Raw genomic sequence first — 23,592 nt, 5'->3', positions numbered from 1 at the left:
TCCGGCTGAGGATCAGGCGGCCTGGTGGCTCTGACCGGCGAGCTCTTCCAGCAGGGCGTGGTTTTCAATCGTGATGTACTTGCCTTTCACCGCCAGCATACCGGACTTCTGAAAACGCCCCAGCAGGCGGCTGATGGTTTCAACCGTCAGGCCCAGGTAATTACCGATATCGCCACGCGTCATGGTGAGGCGGAATTCGCGCTGTGAAAAGCCGCGCTGGCCAAAACGACGGGAAAGGTTCCAGATAAACGCCGCCAGGCGCTCTTCAGCATTTTTCTTCGACAGCAGCAGGATCATGTCCTGATCGCCTTTGATTTCACCGCTCATCAGACGCATCATCTGCTGACGCAGGGCCGGCATTTTGCCCGACAAATCATCAAGCGTTTCAAAAGGGATCTCACACACCATTGCCGTTTCCAGCGCCTGCGCAAAGCTGGGATGGCTGGAGCCCATAATCGCGTCAAAGCCGACTAAATCGCCCGCCAGATGGAAACCGGTGATCTGCTCATCACCCTGTTCAGTAATGGTGTAGCTTTTAATGGTGCCGGAGCGAATCGCATACAGAGACTTGAGTTCATCGCCTGCTTTGAAAAGCGTTTGCCCTTTCTGAATGGGTTTTTTACGCTCAATGATATTGTCGAGCTGATCCAGCTCATGTTCATTTAGCGTAAAGGGTATGCAGAGCTGACTGATGCTGCAATCCTGGCAGTGAATGGCACAACCGCCCGACTGAATACGACGAATGCTGCGTTTTTCAGGGATCATAATGGTTTGCTCGACGATTATTGACTGGGGTCAATTTTAACATTTTTTGTGCTGAAGGGAACTCATCCGAGCAGTTTTACACTTACAAATATTATGGACTAAGCACACAACGACAAACGCTGATGTGACGGGCTTCTCAGAATCCCGACAGGGCCGACTGTCAAGAAAACTTTCCGCTTATGTGATCTGTCACACGCTTCTGCACTGGCAGTGACTTTCGAAAAAGTGGGGTGGGCCGGTGATTCCAGCTTTTGCTACGCTAACGGGTAAAGCGTGATTTGCACATTCCATCAATTTTAACCAGGTGTGAGAAAACCATGAACCTTGATGATAATGATCTCTTTCGGGATGCCATGGGCGATGTCACGCCGTTAAAAGACACCACCACAACCTTATGGCTTAAAGCACCCTCAACGAAGGCGCCACGAAAACCGCCAGGTGAATCGGAGGAGGAAAATTTCCTGACCCGGGGCGATCTGGAGATCGTTCCACTCAATACCCCGCTGGAATACAAAGTCGACGGCATTCAGCAGGGTATTCTGGATAAACTGCGCAGAGGAGAGTATCAGCTGGATGCCAGCCTCAACCTGTTGCGGCAACCGGTTGAAACCTGTCGTCAGGCGCTCTTTAACTTTATGATGCAGGCGCACAAACAGGGATTGCGCAATCTGCTGATCATCCACGGCAAAGGTCGTGATGATGAATCGCATGCCAACATTGTTCGCAGCTATCTGGCGCGCTGGCTAAAGCAGTTTGATGACGTACAGACCTTTTGCGTGGCCCAGACCCGGCATGGCGGGGCCGGGGCGCTTTATGTCGGATTGCGCAAAACCGATAAAGCCCGGCTTGAAAACCGCGAGCGGCATGCGAAACGCAGCCGCTAACTGTGAAACTTACGGATGGTGGACATCAGCACTTCAGCACTCAGGCTCAGTTCTGCGCCGGTGCGGGTAATGATGCCCACCGGTTCGCCCGGCCCGGAAGAGGCGATCGGCAGCGCACAAACCGCGTTGTGGCTCAGATCCTCTTTAATCGCCCCGGAAGGGACGAACCAGATGTAGTCGTAGCGAAGAGCCAGCTGGCGTGCCAGTGAAGTCGAAGAGGTCTCAATGCAGTGAGGCGGAAGGGTGCAGCCCTGTTCATCCAGCATCTGCTGGGCAATCCGGCGCGGAGCCGTGCCCTCGGGCGATATCACCACCGGCCACTGCATAGCACGCGAAAGCGTGACGTTGTCACTTAACAGCGGGTGTTCCGGCCTGACTACCAGCTTGAGTGACTCCAGAAACAGCAATTCATAGGTCAACCCGGTCATCATGGCGCTGTCCGCCATCCGGCCAATGCCGATGTCGAACTCACCGCCGCGCAAGCCCGCCAGCAGCACATTATTGTGAAGTGTCGCCACCTGAATGGTGGTGTTGGGCTGCAATTGATGAAAACGATCCAGGATGCGTGGCAGCATCCCCATCGCGGCAGTGGTCAATGCCCCCAGCCGGATAATCACCGGCGCATCGCCCGGCTGCTCATTAAAACTCTGTCCGGCATGGTTCAGCGCGTCGAGTACCCGTACCGCATGGGTCAAAAACTGCTCTCCCATGGTGGTCAGCTGCGCGCCCAGCCGGCCACGTTCAAACAGACGAACGCCAGTCAGCTCCTCCAGCTCATTCAGGGTCTTGGAGAGGGCAGGCTGGCTGAGGCTAAGCGTCTCTGCCGCCCGGCCCAGTGTGCCTTGCTGCGCAACCGCAACAAAGGTATGTAGATGGCGCAAGCGAATGCGCTGATTGAAAAGGATATTTTTTTCCATATCCTAAACTTAATGAGAATGACCGGCTTCAGGCAACTGTTTAAAATGAATTCTGTTAACTTAGCTGCAAATTTATTTTAACAAACGAGTCGAAATGACCGCGTTACCCTTTAACTCTCTGATAAAAAAGCGCTCAGCCGGGTATGCCGCTGAAATACGCCATCCTCTGACTACGGTATATCAATAACTTAACAGCTTAAATTTGAATAATTCTCAATATCATATAAAAATCTGACCGCTTAAGGTTAACGATCGGCTATCATTAGCGCCGTTTTTTTTACTTAAACTGATGTCAGATTTCGTTACTCCAGAGGAGTGTTCATTGACCAGCGTCGAGGCGGTAGATGTCCGCCAGCTTATCAACCAGCAGGGGCTGAGCCACTGGCAAAAGCGGCTCATTGCGCTCTGTTTTATCGTGGTGGCACTCGATGGCATGGACATTGCGATCATGGGATTTATTGCGCCGACACTGAAAGCCGCGTGGGGGGTGAGCAATCATCAGCTCGGGGTCGTCATCAGCGCAGCGTTAATCGGGCTGGCGCTGGGTGCCATGGTGGCAGGGCCGCTGGCTGACCGCTATGGCCGTCGCATGATGATTATCCTCAGCGTCTTCTTTTTCGGTCTCTGGACGCTGGCAACGGCGCTGTCACAAAACATTGAGCAGATGATGCTGTTCCGTTTCCTGACCGGACTGGGACTGGGTGCGGCGATGCCCAACGTCGGCACGCTGGTGGCGGAATATGCACCTGAGCGGCGGCGGGCTTTTATCATCACGGTGGTGTTCTGCGGCTTTACCTTTGGTGCCGCCAGCGGGGGATTTGCTGCCTCCTGGCTGCTACCGCGCTATGACTGGCACTCAGTGCTGCTGCTGGGCGGTATTCTGCCGCTGCTGGTGTTGCCATTACTAATCCGCGGCCTGCCGGAGTCGGTGCGATTTCTTATCAGCCGTGGCGCACCGGCTGCCCGCATTCACGCCATCCTCGACCGGATGATGCCGGGCAAAACCGCGCCCGACTGTGCGTTTCACGCGCCTGAGGCCACCATGCCGGTGAGCGGCGCGATAGGCACTGTACTTTCACGCCGCTATCTGTTTGGCAGCACCATGCTGTGGGGCGGCTACTTTATGGGGCTGTTCATGGTTTACCTGATTGGCAGCTGGCTGCCGTCGCTGGTCAACACCCTGGGCATGTCAGTGACCGAAGCGGCGATTATCACCGCGATGTATCAGGCGGGCGGGACGCTGGGCTCCCTGTTTGCGGGCTGGATGATGGATCGCTTCAACGCTAACCTGGCCCTGGCGGCGATCTACGGCTGCGGCGGGCTGTTTATTGTGGCACTGGGCTTTTCACCCGCGGAAGTGGGTATGATGAGTGCGATCGCCTTTTGCAGTGGCTTCTGTTTCAACGGGGCCAATACCGGTATGAATGCCTTATCCGCCAGCTATTATCCTACCCACGCCCGCGCTACCGGTTCCAGCTGGATGCATGGAGTGGGCCGCATCGGCGCGATTTTAAGCGCCTTCGTTGGCGCAGAGATGTTGTCTCTTGGATGGTCTTTCAGCGTTATCTTTCTGCTGCTGGCAATACCGGCTGTGATCACTACCCTGATGCTGCTGTTAAAAAACCGCTACGGCTTTAAGCCGATCACAGATTCGTGATTTTTTCCGCTGAGGCCAGCCTGTTGCATTACATTAGCAGCAACGCTAACGGTGTCAGGTGGATAAGATGGACAACTTTCTCAGTGCGGATCTCATCCGCACCCGTTTCTCTCAGGCGATGTCAGCTATGTATCAGCAGGAAGTGCCGCAATATGGCACGCTGATGCAGCTGGTGGCGACCGTCAACGACCGCGCGCTGGAAGCGGATATCGCGCTGAAAGATCGTCTCACCGCAGCCGATGAGATCGACCGACTCAACCTGGAACGTCACGGTGCGATCCGTGTGGGCACGGCAGATGAATTAGCCACACTGCGGCAGCTGTTCGCGGTGATGGGAATGCACCCGGTTGGCTATTACGATCTCTCTCAGGCTGGTGTGCCGGTGCACTCCACGGCGTTCCGGCCGGTCACCGATGCGGCGCTGCGGCGCAATCCCTTTCGGGTCTTTACCTCGCTGTTACGCCCTGAACTGATCGACGACCACGCGCTGCGTGAAAAAGCGGCGGAGATTCTTGCCGCGCGCGACATTTTCACCCCCCGTTGCCGGGCGCTTCTGGAACTGCATCAGCAGCAGGGCGGATTAACCGACGAGCAGGCCACTGAGTTTGTTACCGAAGCACTGGAAACCTTCCGCTGGCATGCCCATAGCAGCGTGGACAGTCAGACCTATCAGGCGCTGAACCAGCAGCATCGGCTGATCGCTGACGTGGTCTGCTTTCCCGGCTGCCACATCAACCATCTCACGCCGCGCACGCTCGATATTGACCGCGTACAGCAACTGATGCCGTCGCGCGGTATCGATCCGAAAACCCTGATCGAGGGACCGCCGCGTCGTCAGGTACCGATCCTGTTACGTCAGACCAGCTTTAAAGCGCTGGAAGAGCCGATCATCTTTAAGGATGGGCATCAGGGAACCCATACTGCACGCTTCGGTGAAATTGAGCAGCGCGGCGTGGCGCTGACGCCTCAGGGCCGTGCGCTCTACGATCGGCTACTCAGCGAGGCGGGCAGCGGTCAGGATAATCAGCAGCATCAGCAACATCTGGCGGCGATTTTCCGTGACTTCCCCGACGACGAAACCACGCTGCGCCAGCAGGAGCTGGCCTGGTTCCATTATCGCCTGAGTGAAAAGGGCATCGCGACGCCGCCGGCTCAGGGAGAATCGCTGGAGACCCTCATCGAAGAAGGTCGTGTGCTGGCAGACCCCATCATCTACGAAGATTTTCTGCCCGTCAGCGCGGCGGGCATTTTCCAGTCCAACCTCGGCGATCGGGCGCAGGTTCGTTCGGCGGGACAGGCGAGCCGCCAGGCATTTGAAGCCGCGCTGGGCGCTGTCGTGCTGGATGAGATGGCGCTATACGAAGAGCGGCAGCAACGCTCGCTGGTGCAGTGCGGCTTACGGCCAGACTGACGCCTCTGCGGGCAACAGGCGCGTTGCCCGCAACGCTTTCTCCGCACCCGCCCTGCTAAGGCCAGTGGACCTGAAGTGGGGCAACGCGGGTAATATGCTGACAGGACTGGGGAAAAACAACGCTTTACCGCTCAGCGCAGGTTTACCCGCGTGAGTATCTTAATTTATTAGCAGACTGACTGATTAACAGCCGCACAACCGCACGTGATAACAGAGCAACGACGCGCCACTCCGGCGCTGGCAGCGTCATTGACCAATTGCGAAAAGATTAACAACGTTGAATCATAACCGTAACTGACTCTCTGAACCTGTTGATGAGCATGTTCACGCCTGCCCCTCACGCTTCGGCATATTCTGCAAATCCCTTCCGTACCTGGACAATGCTGGCGGGCCTGCAAATAATGGAGGGACGTTTGAACAGGGAAACAGGAATGAAAAACGAAACAGGTCTGAGGATCATGACTGCTGAGGGGGAGTTGCGTGGATGCATGGACGATGACCTTTTCGTATTCAAAGGCATACCTTATGCGGCGGCACCGCTTGGCGCACTGCGCTGGCGTCCGCCACAGCCGGTTACGCCCTGGCAGCAGGTGCGCGACGCCACCGCGTTTGGGGCTTCCGGCTGGCAAAATCGCACTTACTGCCAGGCCGTGGGCGGTGGCGATCCGGGTGAGTTCAGCGAAGATTGCCTCTACCTTAATGTCTGGACGCCCGATGTCGCGCCCGTGAAACCCCTGCCGGTAATGGTATGGCTGCATGGTGGTGGCTACACCATTGGTGCTGGCGGGCTGGCACCTTACAACGGCAAGCCGATGGCTTCACGCGGCGCGGTGGTGGTGACGCTCAACTACCGGCTAGGCCATCTCGGTTTCTTCTCTCATCCGGCCCTGGATGCGGAATACCCTGTTGCCAGCACGGTGAACAATTTTGGCCTGCTGGATCAGATTGCCGCACTGCAGTGGGTGCAGCGCAACATTCCTGCCTTTGGCGGCGACCGCCGCAATGTGACACTTTTCGGTGAATCCTCAGGCGCACGCAGCGTGCTGTCACTCTGCTGTTCGCCACTGGCCGAAGGGCTGTTTCATAAAGGGATTGTGCAGAGCGCCTACAGCCTGCCTGATACGCCGCTGAAAAAAGCGCGTCAGCAGGGAATGGCGGTGGCCCGCCATTTCGGTCTGCCGCCCGATGCCAGCGCTGATGACCTGCGCGCACTGCCTGCCGATGCCTTCTGGTCGCTGGAAGGGCCGCTGGCGATTCCGCCGGTGCCGATTGCGGGTGATGCTGTTCTGCCTGAGCCGATGCTGAAAACCTTTATGGCTGCAAAACAGCACCGTCTGCCGCTGATGGCGGGCAGCAACAGCGATGAAGCCAGCGTGCTGGAATATTTTGGCGTGGATGCCACCGCGGTGTTGCATCAGTTACGCGATAAAAATCGTCTCACTTACCGGACGCTTAAATGGATGTATGACATTCATGACGATCAGCGGCTGGGACGTGCCGTGGCGCGCGATATGGCATTCAGCCTGGTGCCGTGGCTGGTGATGCGGGCGCAGCACAATGCCGGAATGCCAGGCTGGCGCTACTGGTTTGATTATGTCTCTGAACATGCCCGTGACCTCTATCCGCACGGCACCTGGCACGGCAACGAAGTGCCTTATGTGCTGAACACGCTGAGTCAGATGCCGGATCCCAACGAAGAACGACCCTTCAGTGAGGCCGATCGGGCATTTGCGGCACGGGTCAGCGAGTACTGGTTTACCTTTGCCCGTGATGCTACGGAATACAAGCATCAGCTGGAGGGGGAAGTCGTGTGGCCAGCCTGGCACCCAGGCTCTGACGTGACAATGTCACTCGGTGATGATCGGAAGAGCGGGCTGGTTTTGAAGCGAAACTTTATGCGCGCTCGTATGCGGCTTTTCCGGCTATTAATGACTCGTATGGTCAGGCTTTAAGCGATGGGTCATGGTTAGCCTGCTAACCATCAAATTGCGCGAATGGAATTACTCTGCTTTTTAAAGGCTAAGCTATTGAATTAAAAAATCATAAACACAAATCTGTAATATGGACGCTGTAAAATATTAGGTAACAAAACAGTTACATCTTCACAATCGCATGCCGATAAACAACCTATGCCCGACGCTTGCGGGTCAACGTGTATAGGATTTTGGTATGGGAATGCTCAAAAATTTTACCATTCGCGCAGTGATGCTCACGATTCTGGGACTGTTTTGTTTACTGTGGAGCGGCGTCGGGCTGTATAGCATTCACTCTCTGGGCGCGCTCAGCGAAGGGAATGATGTGGACCGTCATCTGGTTGAGCAAATGACGGTGCTGAGCAAAGGCAACGATCAATATTTTCGTGTTATTACGCGCTTATCCCGCGTGATGGAAGGCAAAGCGGCGGGTAAAGCGCTGACCGACGAGGCTTATGCTCCGGTACAGCAGGCGCTGGATGGTATGACCCAGCAACTGGCTCGCTTTAAACAGCTGGCACCCGGTCCGATGAACCCGGAAGTGGTGGATGGCGTAATTCAGACCTGGCAAAAGTTGCTGGATGAGGGCGTGACTCCACAGTTGCAGCTGGCCCGCCAGGCAACACCTGATGTTTATCGCCAGCAGGCAAATAACGTCACGCCGCCACTCAGCCGTGCCTTTGGCATCAGCGCAGAGAAATTCAGCCAGAGCGCAGCTGAAAAGCTGGATGCAACCCGGGTTGAAGTGGATCACCTTACCGCGATGACCAAAACGATTATTACCATCACGGTAATTATCGGACTGTTTATTCTGCTGTTCACCGACCGTTATCTGGTGGCGATGCTGGTCCGTCCGCTGGAAAGCATTCGTACGCACTTCGCGGTCATTGCCACGGGCGATCTGAGTCAGCCGGTATCCGATTTCGGTCGCAACTGCGTCGGTAAACTGGTGCCGCTGCTGAGCGCCATGCAGGACAGCCTGCGTGAAGCGGTCAGCGCCATTCGCAGCGGCACCGAGAATATCTCGCGCGGTGCCGCAGAGATTTCTGCCGGTAACAACGACCTCTCTTCACGTACCGAAGAGCAGGCCGCTGCGCTGGAACAGACTGCGGCCAGCATGGAGCAGTTGACGGCTACGGTAAAATTCAACGCCGATAATGCCCGCCAGGCCAGCCTGCTGGCAGAAACCGCCACCACCACGGCACAACGTGGCGGTCAGCTGGTCAGTGAAGTCGTCAGCACTATGGATGGCATCTCAGGCAGCTCGAAGAAAATCGCTGAAATCACTAACGTGATCAACGGTATCGCTTTCCAGACCAATATTCTGGCGCTGAACGCCGCCGTCGAAGCGGCACGTGCTGGTGAACAGGGTCGGGGTTTTGCGGTCGTTGCCTCTGAAGTGCGTAACCTTGCACAGCGCAGCGCCAATGCCGCGAAAGAGATTGCGACGCTGATTGAAGATTCGGTTCAGCGTGTAGGTAAAGGCGCCGAGCTGGTCAGCACCACCGGCGGCACCATGAACAATATTCTGAAATCGGTGCAGGATGTTGATGCGATCATGAAACAGATCGCTTCCGCCTCGGAAGAGCAGAGCAAAGGCATCTCTCAGGTCGGTGCCGCGGTTACCGAAATGGATAGCGTGACCCAGCAGAACGCCTCACTGGTTGAAGAAGTCTCGGCCGCGGCGAGCGCACTGGCATTGCAGACGGAAGCGCTACAGGCTTCTGTGTCGAAATTCCGTCTCTCCAGCAACCGCCAGACCGCACCGGTCATCACGAATAAACCTGCCGCGCCGAAAGCAACCGTGCTGAGTGCGCCTCAGGCTAAACCGGCGGATAATGGCGACTGGGTCACCTTCTGATCCCTGCACAGCCACGCCACCAGTTCCGCCAGGAACGGTGGCGCATCCTGCGCGGGCCGTTGCAGTAAACTGTAAACGGCACCGGTTTTAACCTCGCCAGCGAACGGCTTAATCAGCCTGCCGCTGGCTATATCACTCTCCACCAGATTGCTGTCGGCCATCGCCACACCAAACCCCTGAATCGCTGCACTGATCGCTAAGTCCATGGTGGCAAAATGCTGGTTCCGCTTCATGTTCAGCGTCACCTGCTGCGCCTGCAGCCAGCACTGCCAGTCACGCGTATCCGCCGTGGGATGCAAAAAGGTCATTGTGGCCAGTGCCGCCGGGGAGTCCGGGCGGGGTTGATCGGCTGCCATCACCGGCGTCAGCGACTCACTGAACAGGCAAATTCCGTCAGGGTGCGGCTTACCATAGACAATCGCCACATCGAAGTTCTCAAGCTGCGCGGCATGATCCAGCGTAGTGGTCAGGGCCACATGCAGTTCGGGCCGATGCTGCTCCAGCGCCATCAGCCGGGGCACCAGCCAGCGCATCGCACAGGTCGGCGCTTTCAGGCGAATGCTGACCTGACTGCGGCGGACCTTCTCGCTGGCCTGAACCATCAGCTCAAAACCCTGCTGTAAGTCGGGCAGCAGCGCCGCGCCCTGAGGGGTCAGGCGCAGACCGCGCGCGTGGCGGTCAAACAGCGTCACGCCCAGCCACTGCTCCAGGGCGGCAATCTTACGACTGACGGCGCCCTGCGTCAGGCAAAGTTCGCGGGCAGCGTGAGTCAGATTGAGATGTCGGGCGGTCACCAGAAAGGCGTGAATGGCATTAAGCGGCAGCGATAAGCGTGACACGGTGAACCTCAGCTATGCATTTTTTTCATGGCTATTATGACGACATTTCGCTTGCCGACTCAAGTCGCAGCCCGTTGAATAGCTATTTACCGCATCTGAGCGGTTATGTCCCTGACGGAGAGAGTATGTCCCTGAAAACGCCTGTCGCTATCCACTCAAAATTGCCGGACGTCGGCACCACTATTTTCAGCGTGATTGGCCAGCTTTCGGCGCAGCATCAGGCGATTAACCTGTCGCAGGGCGCGCCCAGTTTCCCCTGTGATCCGGCGCTGGTCGACTCAGTCAGCCGCGCGATGCAAGAAGGACATAATCAGTATGCCGCCATGATGGGCTTGCCCGCCTTACGCGACGCGCTTGCCAGCAAAGTGCAGGCGCTCTATGGACAACAATATGATGCCGCCAGTGAAGTGCTGATCACCGGCAGCGCCAGCCAGGGGCTTTATATGGCGATTACCGCGCTGGTTCATCAGGGCGATGAGGTGATCTTCTTTGAACCGGCGTTTGACAGCTACGCGCCGGTGGTGCGGTTGCAGGGCGGTAAACCGATTGGCCTGAAGTTGCAGGTGCCGTCATTTGCTATCGACTGGGATCAGTTGCGGGCAGCAATCACGCCACGCACCCGGATGATCATTATTAATACGCCGCACAACCCCAGCGCGCAGGTGCTGACCCCCGACGACCTGAATCATCTGGCAGCCTTAATCCGCAACACCGATATCGTGGTGCTCTCCGATGAGGTTTACGAACATATTCTGTTTGATGGCCGCCCGCATTGTGGGATGGCGACGCATCCGGAACTGGCAGCCCGCAGCGTCATTGTCTCTTCGTTTGGCAAAACCTTCCACGTCACCGGCTGGCGGGTAGGCTACTGTCTGGCACCGGCAGAGCTGATGACTGAGCTGGTGAAAGTGCATCAGTTTATGATGTACGCCGCCGATACGCCGATGCAGGTCGGTTTCGCACACTATCTGCAGACGCCAGAGAACTATCTGTCGCTTAGCGCCTTTTATCAGCAGAAGCGGGATCGGCTGATTGCCCTGATGCAGAACTCCCCGTTCCGGCTGCTGCCGAGTGCGGGTTCGTTCTTTATGCTCGCCAGCTATGGACATTTCAGTGACGAACCGGACAGTGAAATGGTAAAACGTCTTATCGTCGATCACGGTGTGGCGACCATACCGCTGTCGGCGTTTTATATGGATGGCACAGATAACAAACTGATTCGGCTCTCTTTTGCTAAAGACGAGGCGACACTTGAGGCTGGCGCGGCTGCGCTATGTGCTTTTTCTCACTGATTCACGCCACCGCGTGAGGCAGCTCGGGGAACAGGTAACCAGGACTTTTCGGGGTAAATAACATAATGAAGAAACTGAACGCGCTTTTTCTCGCTCTGGGCATGATGACATCGGTACAGGCACTGGCACAGGATTTACGCTACGGCGTGGAGTCACAATATCCGCCTTTTGAAAGCCGCAATGCTAAAGGGGAACTGGAAGGCTTTGATATCGAGCTGGGCAATGCCATCTGTAAGGCGGGCAACTTCAGCTGCCACTGGGTTGAGAGCAGCTTTGATGCGCTGATCCCGGCACTGCAGGCGAAAAAGTTCGACGCCATTAACTCGGCGATGAACATCACCGAAGCGCGCGCCAGAAGCATTGCGTTTACGCAGCCGATCTACCGTATTCCGACCATGTTAGTGGCGAAGACCGGTGAAAATCTGGCACCGACTGCCGAAGGTCTGAAGGGCAAGAACATTGGTGTATTACAGGGATCCATCCAGGAAACCTATGCGAAGAAGCACTGGGAGCCGCAGGGTGTGACCGTGACCTCGTATCAGGATCAAAACCAGGTTTACAACGACATGGTCGCGGGCCGTCTGGATGGCACACTGGTGATGTCCGCTGCCGGTCAGTCTGGCTTCCTCGATAAACCGCAGGGTAAAGGCTTTGGGTTTGTTGGCAAGCCAGTCGAAGATGACGCGATTCTTGGTTCAGGCATCGGCTACGGCCTGCGCAAAGATGACGCGCAGCTGAAGCAGTCACTGGATGCGGCGATTGCTAAAGTGCAGGGCGATGGCACCATCAAAAAGCTGGCTGAAAAATATTTCCCAGGCATTGATGTCAGCGCGAAGCCATAATCGCAATCGGGCGCGTTCTGCGCCCGATTCCTCCGCTTATTCCGCCGCCAGATAACAGAGTTTTTCCGCCACCTGATAGGACTTCACAAACGACGTTACCGGCAGAAATTCGAAGCGTGAATGGAAGTTGTGCGCGCCGGTAAAGAAGTTCGGCGTCAGCAGACCTTTGGCTGACAGCGCAGCCCCGTCCGTGCCGCCACGCATCGGAATCACCTTCGGCTCAATCTCCAGCGCGGCAAAGGCACTGAAGATCAGGTCAATCGCCCGCCGATCCTCACCCAGTGCATTGCTGATGTTGCTGTAGATATCGCTGATGGTGATGCTCACGTCGCCGGTGGGATAACGCACCGCAAGATCCTCAGCCGCCTGCTGCAACTGCTGCTTGCGCGCCGCGAAGCTGGCCAGATCAAAATCACGGATTGAAGCTTTCAGCGTCGCCTTGCTGGCGTTGGCCTGAATCTCATTGAACCAGATGTAGCCTTCACGACCTTCGGTGTGCTCCGGTGTCTGCTGCCGATCAAACAGGCTGATATAGTCATGCGCCATCAGCAGCGGATTGACCAGCACGCCTTTGCCCGACATCGGATGGGCCGGCACGCCGGTAAACACAATTTCTGCTGCGGCACCGTTGAAGTTTTCGTACACCACTTCGCCCAGTTCGCAGCAGTCGATAGTCCAGGCGAAATCGACATTAAAGCGGGTTTCCAGATCGAGTGCTTTAGCGCCGCGCAGACCAATCTCTTCGTCCGGTACAAAGGCCACCACGATGTCACCATGATCGCCTTTCAGGTTCGCCATCAGGGTCATTACCACGGTCACCGCCGCTTTGTTGTCTGCGCCCAGCACGCTGGTGCCGTCGCTGAAGATCACCTGCTGACCCACGTAGGGCGCGATCTCCGGATGCTCATCGCGGCGCAGCCAGATATCCTGCTCTTGATTCAGACAGAGATCGTCACCCTGCCAGGTAAGGATCTGCGGATGAATATCGGGCGACAAACCCACATCCACCGTATCAATGTGCGTAATAAATCCGATGCGCGGTGCGTCAGGACGGTTGCCACGTTTCACTGCCGTCACCGTGGCATGCTCATCAATCACCACCTCATCCAGCCCTAAGGTGCGCAGTTCATCCGCCAGCAGTTCCGCCATGGCGTGCTGGCTCGGTGTGCTGGGCAACGATGTCGATTTCGCATCGCTCTGACTGCTGACGGCGAGGTAACGGAAAAAGCGTTCGGTGAGTTGCGACTCAAGTTTGTCTGTCATCACTATTCCTTATTAGTCAGCCACCGGCGGGGTTCGTTATGGTGCCGAATCGTGCTATCAATGAAGCATCTGAATGATTCATTTAGATATTGTGATCACCGGAAGTCAATACAAAGCGAGGATAATAATGAAAATCAAGATACCCACCTTAGCGCTTGTTACGGATGGGATAGCGCTGGCTGGCAGCGTTAACGCCAAAACGCTGGTCTTCTGTTCTGAGGGATCGCCAGAGAACTTTAACCCGCAGCTCTATACCTCCGGGACCAGCGTTGACGCCAGTGCGGTGCCGGTCTTTAACCGGCTGGTGGACTTTACGCCCGGCACGACCAATCTGGTGCCCAGCCTGGCGGAACGCTGGGAAATCAGCCCGGATGGCACGGTTTACACCTTCTATCTGCGCAAGAACGTGAAGTTTCAGAGCAATAAAGCCTTCAAACCCAGCCGCGACTTCAACGCCGACGATGTGATCTTCTCGTTTATGCGTCAGATGGACCCGAAAAATCCCTACCACAATGTCTCTGGCGGCACCTATTCCAACTTCGAAAGTTTGGAGCTCTCCACGCTGATTAAAAGTATCGATCGGGTCGATGACCACACCGTACGTTTTACGCTGTCCCATCCGGAAGCGCCGTTCCTTGCCGATCTCGCCTGGTACTTCGCCTCGATCCACTCGGCGGAATATGCAGACGCGATGCTGAAAGCGGGGACGCCGGAGAAGGTCGATATGAACCCGATCGGCACCGGGCCGTTTGAGCTGGTGCAGTATCAGAAAGATTCCCGCATTCTCTACAAAGCGTTCCCGGACTACTGGCAGGGCAAGGCGAAACTCGATCGGCTGGTGTTCAGCATCACGCCGGATGCCTCCGTGCGCTACGCCAAGCTGGAGAAGAACGAGTGTCAGGTGATGCCTTTCCCTAATCCCGCCGATCTTGAAAAGATGCGCGCTAACCCGGATATCACCCTGGAACAGAAGGCGGGTCTGAATACCGGCTTCCTGGCGTTTAACACCACTAAAGCGCCAACCGATAACGTTAAAGTGCGTCAGGCGCTGGCGATGGCGATCAACAAACCGGCAATAATCGAGGCGATTTTTAAAGGCACCGGCACGGTTGCGAAAAATATCCTGCCACCGGGCGTCTGGAGCGCCGACAAAGATCTGAAAGATTACGACTACGACCCAGAGAAGGCCAAAGCCCTGCTGCAACAGGCGGGTGTGAAACCGGGTACCGAAATTGCGCTCTGGGCGATGCCGGTTCAGCGGCCTTACAACCCGAATGCGCGCCGCATGGCGGAGATGATTCAGTCGGACTGGGCTAAAGTGGGCATCAAAGCCAATATCGTCAGCTATGAGTGGGGCGAATACCTGAAACGCGTGCGCAGCGGCGAGCATCAGGCGGCGCTGATGGGCTGGACCACCGCCACCGGCGATCCGGACAACTTCTTTGGCCCGCTTTACAGCTGTACCTCGGCACAGGGCGGTTCCAACTCCTCAAAATGGTGCTATCAGCCATTTGAGAAGTTAATCACCGAAGCTCGCGCCGAGCCGGATCAGGGCAAACGCACCGCGCTTTATCTGCAGGCACAGCAGATGATGCATGACCAGATGCCTGCGGTGATGATTGCGCACTCCACCATCTTTGAGCCGGTGCGCAAATCAGTCAGCGGCTATCAGGTCGATCCGTTCGGCAAACACATCTTCTATCAGGTTGATATTAAGCAGTAAGTGATTGCCGCTAAAACCAGAGCCCCACTTCCGAGTGGGGCTAAGCTTATGCACTAAAGTCAGGGTTTATATGACCGCAATGATAAAGCTCAACGCGAAGGGAACACGAGCAGAGGAGGAAAGCGTCCCGCCGCCCGGATAAAAACGCCGGGAGCGTTTTTGAACAACGCAAAGCGTTGGCCCGGCTACAGGCGCACCTCAGGGATGAGGTGCGTAATCGCGTGGGCCGGGCATGCCATGGAGGTCGGCTGTTGCGACTTTCCGATCGGGTCGTGTTTCCTTCGCCGGCACCCTCTCACAGCGAATCGGTGCAGACGTAACCCGTGTTCCTTAGCCAGCACCCTCTCACGGAAGCAGCCAGGACGTTAACCCATATTCCCTTAGCAACCTGAATCACATGGCAATCTGGTACCGAGCTGGTTAACCCACAACCCTGTACCCCTCATCCCATCCTCACCTGCTGATCCATTTCCGTCAGCCGCTGCTGCAAAAACTGCAGAAACAGCGTCAGCGCCGCATTCCGCTGGCGGCCGGACACCGTCTGAAGCTGCAACGTTCGCTGACTCAGCTGATCCACCCCCATCGAACGCAACACCAGATTTTGCGAGTCGCGCTCAAACAACAGGGTAAACGCACTGCAAATGGTTACTGCCTGCGGGGTATGCAGCAAAAAGTGGTAGAGCGTAGCGAAATAGTCGCAGGTCAGCACCGGCTCGACCACGCAGTCGTTCATCTGACAGGAGAGGTCAAACAACTGCCGCACGGTAGTATGCTGACCTGGCAACGCCAGCGGCCAGCCATGCAGATCGGCCAGCGTCACCTGACGCGACGCCAGCGGATGTGACTGATGCATCGCCAGTAACACCGGCGCCGGCCACGAGCCGAGCACCTCAACGCTGCGCTCCGGTTGCAGACTGAACTGCAGCGCAACATCGCATTCACCAGCTCTGACGCATGCCGCCACGCCCTGAGAGTGCGTCACGTTAAGCGCAAACAGCACGCCGGGGTTGGCCTGACGGAACTCCGCCAGCAGACCCGGGAGCAGACTGAACGCCATTCCGTCGGTACAGGCGATGCGGATCAGGCTGCGCCGTATTGCTTTCAGCCCCTTAATCTCCGCCAGCGCATATTCCATATCGAGCTGACTCTTGCGCACATGATGCGCGAATATTTCACCCGCTTCGTTCAATACCATGCCGCGTGCATGCCGCTCAAACAGCGGCACACCCACCTGCGTTTCCAGGCGCTGGATCTGGCGACTAATCGCCGACACCGCCACAAAGAGCTGCTCGCTGGCGGCGCTGAGCGATCCGCACTGTACGACCGCCAGGAAATAGCGGATCTCACTGCTTAACATGGTGACTCCGACGAAACGCATCATAAAAGGGCAGGCGTGGCTTGCTTTAAAAGCAAGGCTCACTCGATAAATTAATAATTGTGGCAAAGAGAGAAGTTTGTCAAAGATAAAGCACGATAAAAAGAACAGACAGGGCAAACATGACAGAGCAACAGACCGTTAACCAGGCGATGCACTATTTCGACAGTGGCGAGTTTCAGCAGCTGCTGGCACGACGAATTTCCTGCGTGACCGAAAGCCAGCACGCCAGCAGGCAGGTGGAGCTGGAGAGCTATCTGCAGCAGGAGATTGGCCCGCAGCTGGCGGCGATGGGCTTTACGCTGCACCCGTTTGAGAATCCGCAGCCCGGCAGCCCGCCGTTTCTGATTGCCACGCTCATTGAAGATCCCTCCAGACCGACGCTGCTCTGCTATGGCCACGGCGATGTGGTGTTCGGCGACGATGAGAACTGGCGCGACGGTTTATCACCGTGGCGACTCACGGCTGAAGATGACCGCCTGTACGGACGCGGCAGTGCGGACAATAAAGGCCAGCACTGCATCAATCTCGCGGCGCTGGAGCAGGTGTGGCAGGCACGCGGTGGCGCACTGGGCTTCAACTGCAAAATCCTGTTTGAAATGGGTGAAGAGATCAGCTCGCCAGGGCTGGCGGAGATTTGCCAGCAGCAGCGGGCGCTGTTACAGGCCGACCTCTTTATCGCCTCTGATGGCCCGCGACTGAACGCGGTGCGGCCGACACTGTTCCTGGGTTCGCGTGGCGCGGCGAACTTTCGTCTGACTATCAGGGCGCGCGACAACGCCTATCACTCCGGCAACTGGGGCGGATTGCTGAGCAATCCCGGCACCCAGTTGGCCAATGCGCTCGCCTGCCTGGTGAATGCACAGGGTGTTTTGCAGGTCGCCGCACTGAAACCGGACTCCCTTACCGATGCGGTGCGCGCCATCCTCAGTGATATCGAGGTGGGCGGCATGCCGGGCGATCCGGCGCTGGCCGACGGCTGGGGAGAACCGGGCCTGACGCCTGCGGAGCGTCTTTATGGCTGGAACACGCTGGAGGTGCTGGCGTTTGAAACCGGTAACCCGGCGCGCCCGATGAACGCCATTCCCGGCAGCGCCACGGCGGTGTGTCAGCTGCGATTTGTGGTCGGCACCGACTGGGAAAATCTGGTCCGGCATGTCGAAAGTCACCTGCATCAGCACGGCTTCGATAACGTCAGCGTAGAGTTTATGCGCGGTTCACCTGCAACGCGACTCGATCCGCAGGATCCGCTGGTGGCCTGGGCGCTGGACACGCTGGCCCGCAGCAGCGGTAAAAAACCGGCGCTGTTGCCCAATCTCGGCGGTTCACTGCCCAATGAGGTATTTGCCGATATCCTCGGCCTCCCGACGCTGTGGGTGCCCCATTCCTATCCGGCCTGCGGCCAGCACGGCGTTAACGAACACATGCTCACCTCTGTTGCACGTGAAGGGCTGGCGATCATGACCCGCCTTTTCTGGCAACTGGGTGAAGAGGGCGAACAACTGATGTCGCGCCACCATCAGTGGCGGAGAGGTGAACAATGAGCAGCATCGCACAGAGTACTCCGCAGGTGAAACCGAGCCTGCACAAAACGCTGTTCGCTACCTGCATTGGTAACGCGCTGGAGTGGTTCGACATCGCGGTGTATGGCTTCTTCGCCAGCTACATCGCGCACGTCTTCTTTCCGGTCAGCGATCCGTCGGTGTCGCTACTGCTGACCTTCGGCAGCTTCGGCATCTCATTCCTGATCCGTCCGCTGGGTGCCATCGTGCTGGGCAACTATGCCGACCGTCATGGCCGTAAAAAAGCGCTGCTGCTCTCAATCAATCTGATGATGCTGGGCGGGGCGATCATTACCTTTATGCCGGGTTACGCCACTATTGGTCTGGCGGCGCCGCTGCTGATTATCCTGGCGCGCCTGATTCAGGGCTTCTCTGCCGGGGGCGAGTTTGGCAGTTCCACCGCTTTCCTGGTAGAGCACTTTCCCGAGCGAAAAGCCTTTATCGCCAGCTGGCAGTTCGCCACACAGGGTGCCAGTACTCTGATGGCATCGGCGTTCGGCCTGGGGCTGACACACTGGCTGAGCGAAAGCGAGATTCAGGCGTGGGGCTGGCGCATCCCGTTTGCTTTCGGCTTACTGATTGGACCGCTGGGGATCTACATTCGCCGTCACGTGCAGGAGCCCGCCAGCTTTGCGACGCAGGAGAAGGAAGCCGCACCGCTGAAAACGCTGTTCGGGCGGCAGAAAGCGCTGATCACCCTGGCGATTGGGGTGATGGTGATCTCGACCGCGGTCAACTACATGCTCAATTACATTCCGACCTACGCCACCAAAACGCTGCATCTGCCGGGATCGGTGGCCTTCACCGCCACGCTGGTCGCAGGGATTATCCTGACGGTGGTGACGCCCATAATGGGATTGTGGGCGGAGCGGATAGGCCGATTGCCGCTGATGTGGGGATCGCTGCTGCTGTTGATGGTCACGATCTATCCCGCCTTCAAATGGATGGTCGATCACACTACGCCCACCACGCTGATCCTGCTGGTGGCGTGGATGGCGCTACTCAAGTCGGTCTATTTCTCCACGGTGCCGTCGGTGATGGCCGATCTCTTCCCGGCGACCACGCGCGCCAGCGGCATGGCGATCAGCTACAACGTGGCCGTGACGGTATTTGGCGGGTTTGCACCGCTGATTTGCAGCATGCTGATTGCCGCCACCGGCAGCAGTCTGGCGCCTGGATACTACCTGATGGCTGTGGCGGTGCTGAGTGGCATCGCGCTGCTGCGCTGCAGTAAGCGGGTGGCATAAAAGAGTGGGCCAATTACTGGCCCACTCTGGTACTGACAACGTCAGGTACGGGAGGAGGTAAGATCGAGCCAGTGATTAACTGAACTGTAAATAGGCAACATGGGTCTGCAGATACTCCTCCAGACCATGTTTTCCATCGGCACCGCCGACACCCGATTTACGCCACCCGGCATGAAATCCCTGCATCGCTTCGAAGTTTTCACGGTTAACATAGGTTTCGCCGAACTTCAGCTTTCGCAGCGCGGTCATGGTGGTATTCAGATTCTGCGTATAAATCGAGGAGGTCAGCCCATACTCGCAGTCGTTGGCCAGCGTAATCGCCTCGTCAAGCGTTTTAAAACTCATCACCGGCAGAACCGGGCCAAAAATCTCCTCCTGCATAATCGCCATCTCCTGGCGCACCTCAGTCAGCAAGGTGGGTTGGAAAAAGAAGCCTCTGTCTCCGGCGCGCTTGCCGCCCAGAACCACTTTCGCCCCTGCGGCGACGGCCTCTGCCACCTTCTGCTCCACCCGATCCCGTGCTGCGGCATTAATCAGCGGACCCATATCGATATCGCTGCGTTCGGCCGGGTCGCCAAATGTCACCTGCTGAAACGCGGCGGTCAGTGCGCTGATAAAACGATCGTAAATGCCTTCCTGCACATAGAGCCGCTCTACGCAATTGCAGACCTGTCCGCTGTTAATGATCCGCGAGCTGACGACCGCCCGCACAGCCAGCTCGAGGTCGGCATCATCCATCACGATGGCAGGGGCTTTGCCACCCAGTTCCAGCGACACTTTGGTGACATTTTTAGCCGCGGCTTCCATGGTGGCAATGCCCGCACCGACGCTTCCGGTCAGACTCACCAGACCGACCTTAGGATTTGCTGCCAGCTCCTGTCCCACTTCCGGTCCCAGACCATAAACAAAGTTAATGACGCCAGCAGGCAGGCCCAGCTTTTGTATGATGTCGGCAAAAAGTGCCGCATTATTCGGTGTCAGCTCACTGGGTTTGATCACGATGGTGTTTCCGGTGATCAGGGCCGGTGCCGCTTTGCGGGCAATGAGGAAGAAGGGGAAATTCCACGGCAGTATTCCGGTAGTGACGCCGATCGCTTTTTTGAACAGGAAGATATTTTCGTTGGGGCGGTCACTGTTGATGATCTCACCTTCATAGCGACGCGCCCACTCCGCCATGTAGTCGAGGTAGTCGGCGGTGAACATCACTTCGGTCTTCGCCAGCCCCTGGATTTTTCCACCCTCAGCCACAATGGTTGCCGTCAGTTCAGGCTCACGCTGGCGGATGGCGGTGGCAATTTTGTGCAGCCAGACGCCGCGCTCTACTGCAGGCAGCGCTTCCCATCCAGGCTGAGCCACTTCTGCGGCGCTGATGGCAAGGCTGGCATCCTGACGACTGCCCTGGGGAATACGGGACAGCAACGCCTCCGTGGACGGATTGATCACTTCAATCCAACGGTCACCCTGATGGGCTACAAATTCGCCATTAATGAAATGTTGATGATGTGTTGTCATTCGCTTAGCTCTCCGCTATCGATACGTTGCAGTAATGTGATAGCAGGGTGAAACAGATTGCTCAGGGCTACCTTTAGCTGATTGCCAGCTGCCGGGAGCGGCTGGCAGCCAATCACAGATATCGGTGAGTTCTGCGGCAAAAACGTCAATATGTTGTAGATTTAAAGGAGTGAAGTGGTAATAAAGGGGTTAAATCATGGCAAATGGGTGGGCGTCAGAAGGCGCAGTACAGGAACAGATCGATAGCACCGTCAATGACGGCATTGAGCGGGTAAGACAGTCGATCGGACAGGGCGAAAGCGCCACCGAATGTGAGCTCTGCGGCGAGCCGATTCCCGAAGCGCGTCGTCAGGCGCTTAAAGGCGTGCACTATTGTGTGGCGTGTCAGGAAAAAATCGACAAGCAGCAGCAGACCAGCAGTTTATATAACCGTCGGGGCAGTAAAGACAGTCAGTTGCGCTGACCTTCAGGAGCCTGGCATCGCCAGGCCACTGCCAATAAACCACGCCAGAAAGCCCACGCCCGCCACAATGATGGCGATCGGAAACAGAATTCCAATTCTCATAATTTACCTGCTGCAAACAGCGATTTCAGGGGCTGCGATCTTATCATGAGATCTGCAATACGGCGCGGTGGGTTTTCAGCAGAGTGAACAGCTGGAACTGCGTTGCATCATTTTCCTCCCGCAACACCTCACCTTTTTTATAGAGAATATGGTGAACATGTCCGAGCTGACGCCAGACCACTATCGCTGAGGCGATCAGGGCGCAATGCTGATCCGCCTGCACACACTCAAGGGTGGCATAGTGGGTTTCATCCAGGCCATTCACAAACACCTTTATCGCATCTGCAGGTAATATCGCGCGCAGATCATCCAGCATGACCTGGCTGACTGACTGCGAAAGAAACAGCGTTAACCACTTTGTCGTCATCCCATTCCCTGATCCGATCAATTTTCCCCAGTTTATACGACCTTGCCCGCGTTAATGAAAGGCTTCTTTGCACATTTGCCAACCTTCCCTTGTGAATGGCAGTCAGATCATAATTGTGCTGCGCCACACAGCAAAAATGAAAAAAACATTGAATAATAAGTTACTTACTTAACTAATCGTCCGGTTTTCTGACAACGGTGAAATTGTGATCCCTGATGGGCACAACGGGTAAATATTGCCACTTCACTGTGGCTTCCGGCATTTATCCAAAGGCTGAGGAATTCCTGCTGAACGTAGACTGCCTGCTGAGCGGAAGCAGACAGGTTTCCGACAGGCCTCAACCTAACCGGGGAATAACAATGAACAGTGCCATTATTGCGGGTATCTTCTGGCATTTTGTCGGAGCTGCCAGCGCCGCGTGTTTCTACGCGCCTTTTAAACAGGTGAAAAGATGGTCATGGGAAACCATGTGGTCGATCGGTGGCCTGATGTCGTGGCTGATCCTACCGTGGGCGGTAAGTGCCATTTTACTGCCAGATTTTATGACCTATTACAGCAGCTTCTCGCTTTCGCAACTGACGCCGGTATTTCTGTTTGGCGCGATGTGGGGCATAGGCAATATCAACTACGGCCTGACCATGCGTTATCTCGGCATGTCGATGGGAATCGGTATCGCGATTGGCATTACCCTGGTGGTCGGCACGCTGATGACACCGCTTCTGCAGGGGCGCTTTGGTGAGCTCTTCGCGTCGGCGGGTGGCCGGTTAACCTTGCTGGGCGTACTGGTGGCACTGATTGGCGTCGGGATTGTGTCGCGTGCCGGGCTGTTAAAGGAGCGGGCGCTGGGGATTAACGCAGAAGAGTTTAATCTCAGAAAAGGACTGGTGCTGGCGGTGATGTGCGGCATCTTCTCGGCGGGTATGTCCTTTGCCATGGATGCGGCTAAACCCATGCATCAGGCCGCCGCTAATCTGGGCATCGATCCGCTGTATGTAGCTCTGCCCAGCTACGTAATCATTATGGGCGGCGGCGCTCTGGTTAATCTGGCCTTCTGTTTCTGGCGGCTGGCCACCCGGCCAGAGCTGTCGGTGCGTAAAGACTTCTCGGTCGGGAAGTCGCTGCTGATTGCTAATACCGCGTTTGCGGTGCTCGGCGGCACCATGTGGTATCTGCAGTTCTTCTTCTATGCCTGGGGCCATGCCAGAATCCCGGCGCAGTATGACTATGTCAGCTGGATGCTGCACATGAGTCTATACGTCCTGTGTGGTGGTCTGGTGGGGCTGCTGATGAAGGAGTGGAAGTCTGCGGGACGCCGCCCGGTCAGCGTGTTATCAATCGGCTGTGTGGTGATTATCATTGCCGCCAATATTGTGGGACTTGGCATGGCGGCCTGATCGCGAATAGTGACTCTGTCTTTATGCAGGCGGGGCCTGCCAGACTGATGGCTCACTCCGTCGGGGTTTTACTTACAACAACACATTAGTTTAATTCGCAGGCACTGTTTCCCGGCAATGTGGAACAGCTTTTCTCTGTTACC

General features: G+C 56.6%; 20 protein-coding genes. 12 read left to right on the top strand and 8 right to left on the bottom strand.

The window, feature by feature from the left end:
* Positions 1 to 12: 12 nt before the first annotated feature.
* A complete protein-coding gene (gene fnr / locus ACMGGP_RS08740; protein WP_010244686.1) occupies positions 13 to 765 on the bottom strand; it encodes a fumarate/nitrate reduction transcriptional regulator Fnr in 753 nt (250 codons plus the stop codon).
* 317 nt (positions 766 to 1,082) lie between these two features.
* Here fnr and smrA point away from each other — a divergent pair, with 317 nt between their 5' ends.
* Positions 1,083 to 1,649 (top strand): DNA endonuclease SmrA, encoded by a 567-nt coding sequence (gene smrA / locus ACMGGP_RS08735; RefSeq protein ID WP_498798367.1) that lies wholly within the window; start codon positions 1,083 to 1,085, stop codon positions 1,647 to 1,649.
* Here smrA and ACMGGP_RS08730 read toward each other — a convergent pair.
* A complete protein-coding gene (locus tag ACMGGP_RS08730) occupies positions 1,646 to 2,566 on the bottom strand; it encodes a LysR substrate-binding domain-containing protein (RefSeq protein WP_010670205.1) in 921 nt (306 codons plus the stop codon). The genes smrA and ACMGGP_RS08730 overlap by 4 nt on opposite strands.
* 322 nt (positions 2,567 to 2,888) lie before the next feature.
* Between ACMGGP_RS08730 and ACMGGP_RS08725 the strand changes: the two genes are divergently transcribed.
* The 4 genes from ACMGGP_RS08725 to ACMGGP_RS08710 all read left to right on the top strand — a co-directional run bounded on the left by ACMGGP_RS08725 (position 2,889) and on the right by ACMGGP_RS08710 (position 9,468).
* Positions 2,889 to 4,223, top strand: a complete 1,335-nt coding sequence (locus tag ACMGGP_RS08725) for an MFS transporter (RefSeq protein WP_033787786.1) — start codon at positions 2,889 to 2,891, stop codon at positions 4,221 to 4,223.
* 67 nt (positions 4,224 to 4,290) lie between these two features.
* Positions 4,291 to 5,634 carry a 2-oxoadipate dioxygenase/decarboxylase HglS gene (gene hglS / locus ACMGGP_RS08720; RefSeq protein WP_033787788.1) on the top strand — a complete coding sequence of 448 codons (1,344 nt, stop codon included), beginning with the start codon at positions 4,291 to 4,293 and terminating at the stop codon, positions 5,632 to 5,634.
* A 431-nt stretch (positions 5,635 to 6,065) separates the two neighbouring features.
* Positions 6,066 to 7,586 carry a carboxylesterase/lipase family protein gene (locus tag ACMGGP_RS08715; protein WP_029519079.1) on the top strand — a complete coding sequence of 507 codons (1,521 nt, stop codon included), beginning with the start codon at positions 6,066 to 6,068 and terminating at the stop codon, positions 7,584 to 7,586.
* A gap of 217 nt (positions 7,587 to 7,803) precedes the next feature.
* The gene (locus tag ACMGGP_RS08710) at positions 7,804 to 9,468 is read left to right on the top strand and encodes a methyl-accepting chemotaxis protein (protein WP_022625613.1); all 1,665 of its coding nucleotides are present in this window, start codon (positions 7,804 to 7,806) and stop codon (positions 9,466 to 9,468) included.
* Here the strand turns inward: ACMGGP_RS08710 and ACMGGP_RS08705 are convergent.
* A complete protein-coding gene (locus ACMGGP_RS08705; RefSeq protein ID WP_022625614.1) occupies positions 9,426 to 10,307 on the bottom strand; it encodes a LysR substrate-binding domain-containing protein in 882 nt (293 codons plus the stop codon). The genes ACMGGP_RS08710 and ACMGGP_RS08705 overlap by 43 nt on opposite strands.
* Before the next feature lie 125 nt (positions 10,308 to 10,432).
* On the opposite strand from ACMGGP_RS08705, the gene ACMGGP_RS08700 reads away from it, so the two are divergent.
* Together ACMGGP_RS08700 and ACMGGP_RS08695 are read left to right on the top strand one after the other, a co-directional pair.
* Positions 10,433 to 11,599: a methionine aminotransferase gene (locus ACMGGP_RS08700; RefSeq protein WP_022625615.1), complete on the top strand. Its 1,167-nt coding sequence runs from the start codon at positions 10,433 to 10,435 to the stop codon at positions 11,597 to 11,599.
* 65 nt (positions 11,600 to 11,664) lie between these two features.
* Entirely contained in the window at positions 11,665 to 12,441 is a 777-nt protein-coding gene (locus tag ACMGGP_RS08695) for a transporter substrate-binding domain-containing protein (protein WP_010670199.1), read from the top strand.
* 36 nt (positions 12,442 to 12,477) lie between these two features.
* Here ACMGGP_RS08695 and pepT read toward each other — a convergent pair whose 3' ends face one another.
* Entirely contained in the window at positions 12,478 to 13,704 is a 1,227-nt protein-coding gene (gene pepT, locus ACMGGP_RS08690) for a peptidase T (protein ID WP_498798366.1), read from the bottom strand.
* A gap of 127 nt (positions 13,705 to 13,831) precedes the next feature.
* Between pepT and ACMGGP_RS08685 the strand changes: the two genes are divergently transcribed.
* On the top strand, positions 13,832 to 15,427 hold the full coding sequence (locus ACMGGP_RS08685; protein WP_498798365.1) for an ABC transporter substrate-binding protein: 1,596 nt from the start codon (positions 13,832 to 13,834) through the stop codon (positions 15,425 to 15,427).
* 442 nt (positions 15,428 to 15,869) lie between these two features.
* Here ACMGGP_RS08685 and ACMGGP_RS08680 read toward each other — a convergent pair whose 3' ends face one another.
* Entirely contained in the window at positions 15,870 to 16,784 is a 915-nt protein-coding gene (locus ACMGGP_RS08680) for a LysR family transcriptional regulator (protein WP_256849245.1), read from the bottom strand.
* Positions 16,785 to 16,924: 140 nt separating this feature from the next.
* Here ACMGGP_RS08680 and ACMGGP_RS08675 point away from each other — a divergent pair, with 140 nt between their 5' ends.
* Together ACMGGP_RS08675 and ACMGGP_RS08670 are read left to right on the top strand one after the other, a co-directional pair.
* On the top strand, positions 16,925 to 18,346 hold the full coding sequence (locus ACMGGP_RS08675) for a M20 family metallopeptidase (RefSeq protein WP_498798364.1): 1,422 nt from the start codon (positions 16,925 to 16,927) through the stop codon (positions 18,344 to 18,346).
* Positions 18,343 to 19,611 carry an MFS transporter gene (locus ACMGGP_RS08670; RefSeq protein WP_010244731.1) on the top strand — a complete coding sequence of 423 codons (1,269 nt, stop codon included), beginning with the start codon at positions 18,343 to 18,345 and terminating at the stop codon, positions 19,609 to 19,611. Before ACMGGP_RS08675 ends, ACMGGP_RS08670 begins: the two co-directional genes overlap by 4 nt.
* A 75-nt stretch (positions 19,612 to 19,686) precedes the next feature.
* Here ACMGGP_RS08670 and aldA read toward each other — a convergent pair whose 3' ends face one another.
* Positions 19,687 to 21,123, bottom strand: coding sequence for an aldehyde dehydrogenase (gene aldA / locus ACMGGP_RS08665; protein ID WP_346554664.1), 1,437 nt, complete (start codon positions 21,121 to 21,123; stop codon positions 19,687 to 19,689).
* A gap of 196 nt (positions 21,124 to 21,319) precedes the next feature.
* Between aldA and ACMGGP_RS08660 the strand changes: the two genes are divergently transcribed.
* Positions 21,320 to 21,586: a DksA/TraR family C4-type zinc finger protein gene (locus ACMGGP_RS08660; RefSeq protein WP_010244737.1), complete on the top strand. Its 267-nt coding sequence runs from the start codon at positions 21,320 to 21,322 to the stop codon at positions 21,584 to 21,586.
* Between the two features lie 3 nt (positions 21,587 to 21,589).
* On the opposite strand, the gene ACMGGP_RS08655 is transcribed toward ACMGGP_RS08660, so the two are convergent.
* Positions 21,590 to 21,688: a YoaK family small membrane protein gene (locus ACMGGP_RS08655; RefSeq protein WP_008925225.1), complete on the bottom strand. Its 99-nt coding sequence runs from the start codon at positions 21,686 to 21,688 to the stop codon at positions 21,590 to 21,592.
* A gap of 43 nt (positions 21,689 to 21,731) precedes the next feature.
* A complete protein-coding gene (locus ACMGGP_RS08650) occupies positions 21,732 to 22,055 on the bottom strand; it encodes a hypothetical protein (RefSeq protein WP_010244743.1) in 324 nt (107 codons plus the stop codon).
* 359 nt (positions 22,056 to 22,414) lie between these two features.
* Here ACMGGP_RS08650 and rhaT point away from each other — a divergent pair, with 359 nt between their 5' ends.
* Positions 22,415 to 23,449: an L-rhamnose/proton symporter RhaT gene (rhaT, locus tag ACMGGP_RS08645; RefSeq protein ID WP_031592394.1), complete on the top strand. Its 1,035-nt coding sequence runs from the start codon at positions 22,415 to 22,417 to the stop codon at positions 23,447 to 23,449.
* The last annotated feature ends 143 nt before the right edge of the window (positions 23,450 to 23,592 follow it).

The organism is Curtobacterium sp. BNK-1, assembly GCF_048685235.1.
Lineage (GTDB): Bacteria > Pseudomonadota > Gammaproteobacteria > Enterobacterales > Enterobacteriaceae > Pantoea > Pantoea agglomerans.
Note: the sequence above shows the minus strand (reverse complement) of the source record. Positions and strands in the feature narration are given on the sequence as shown.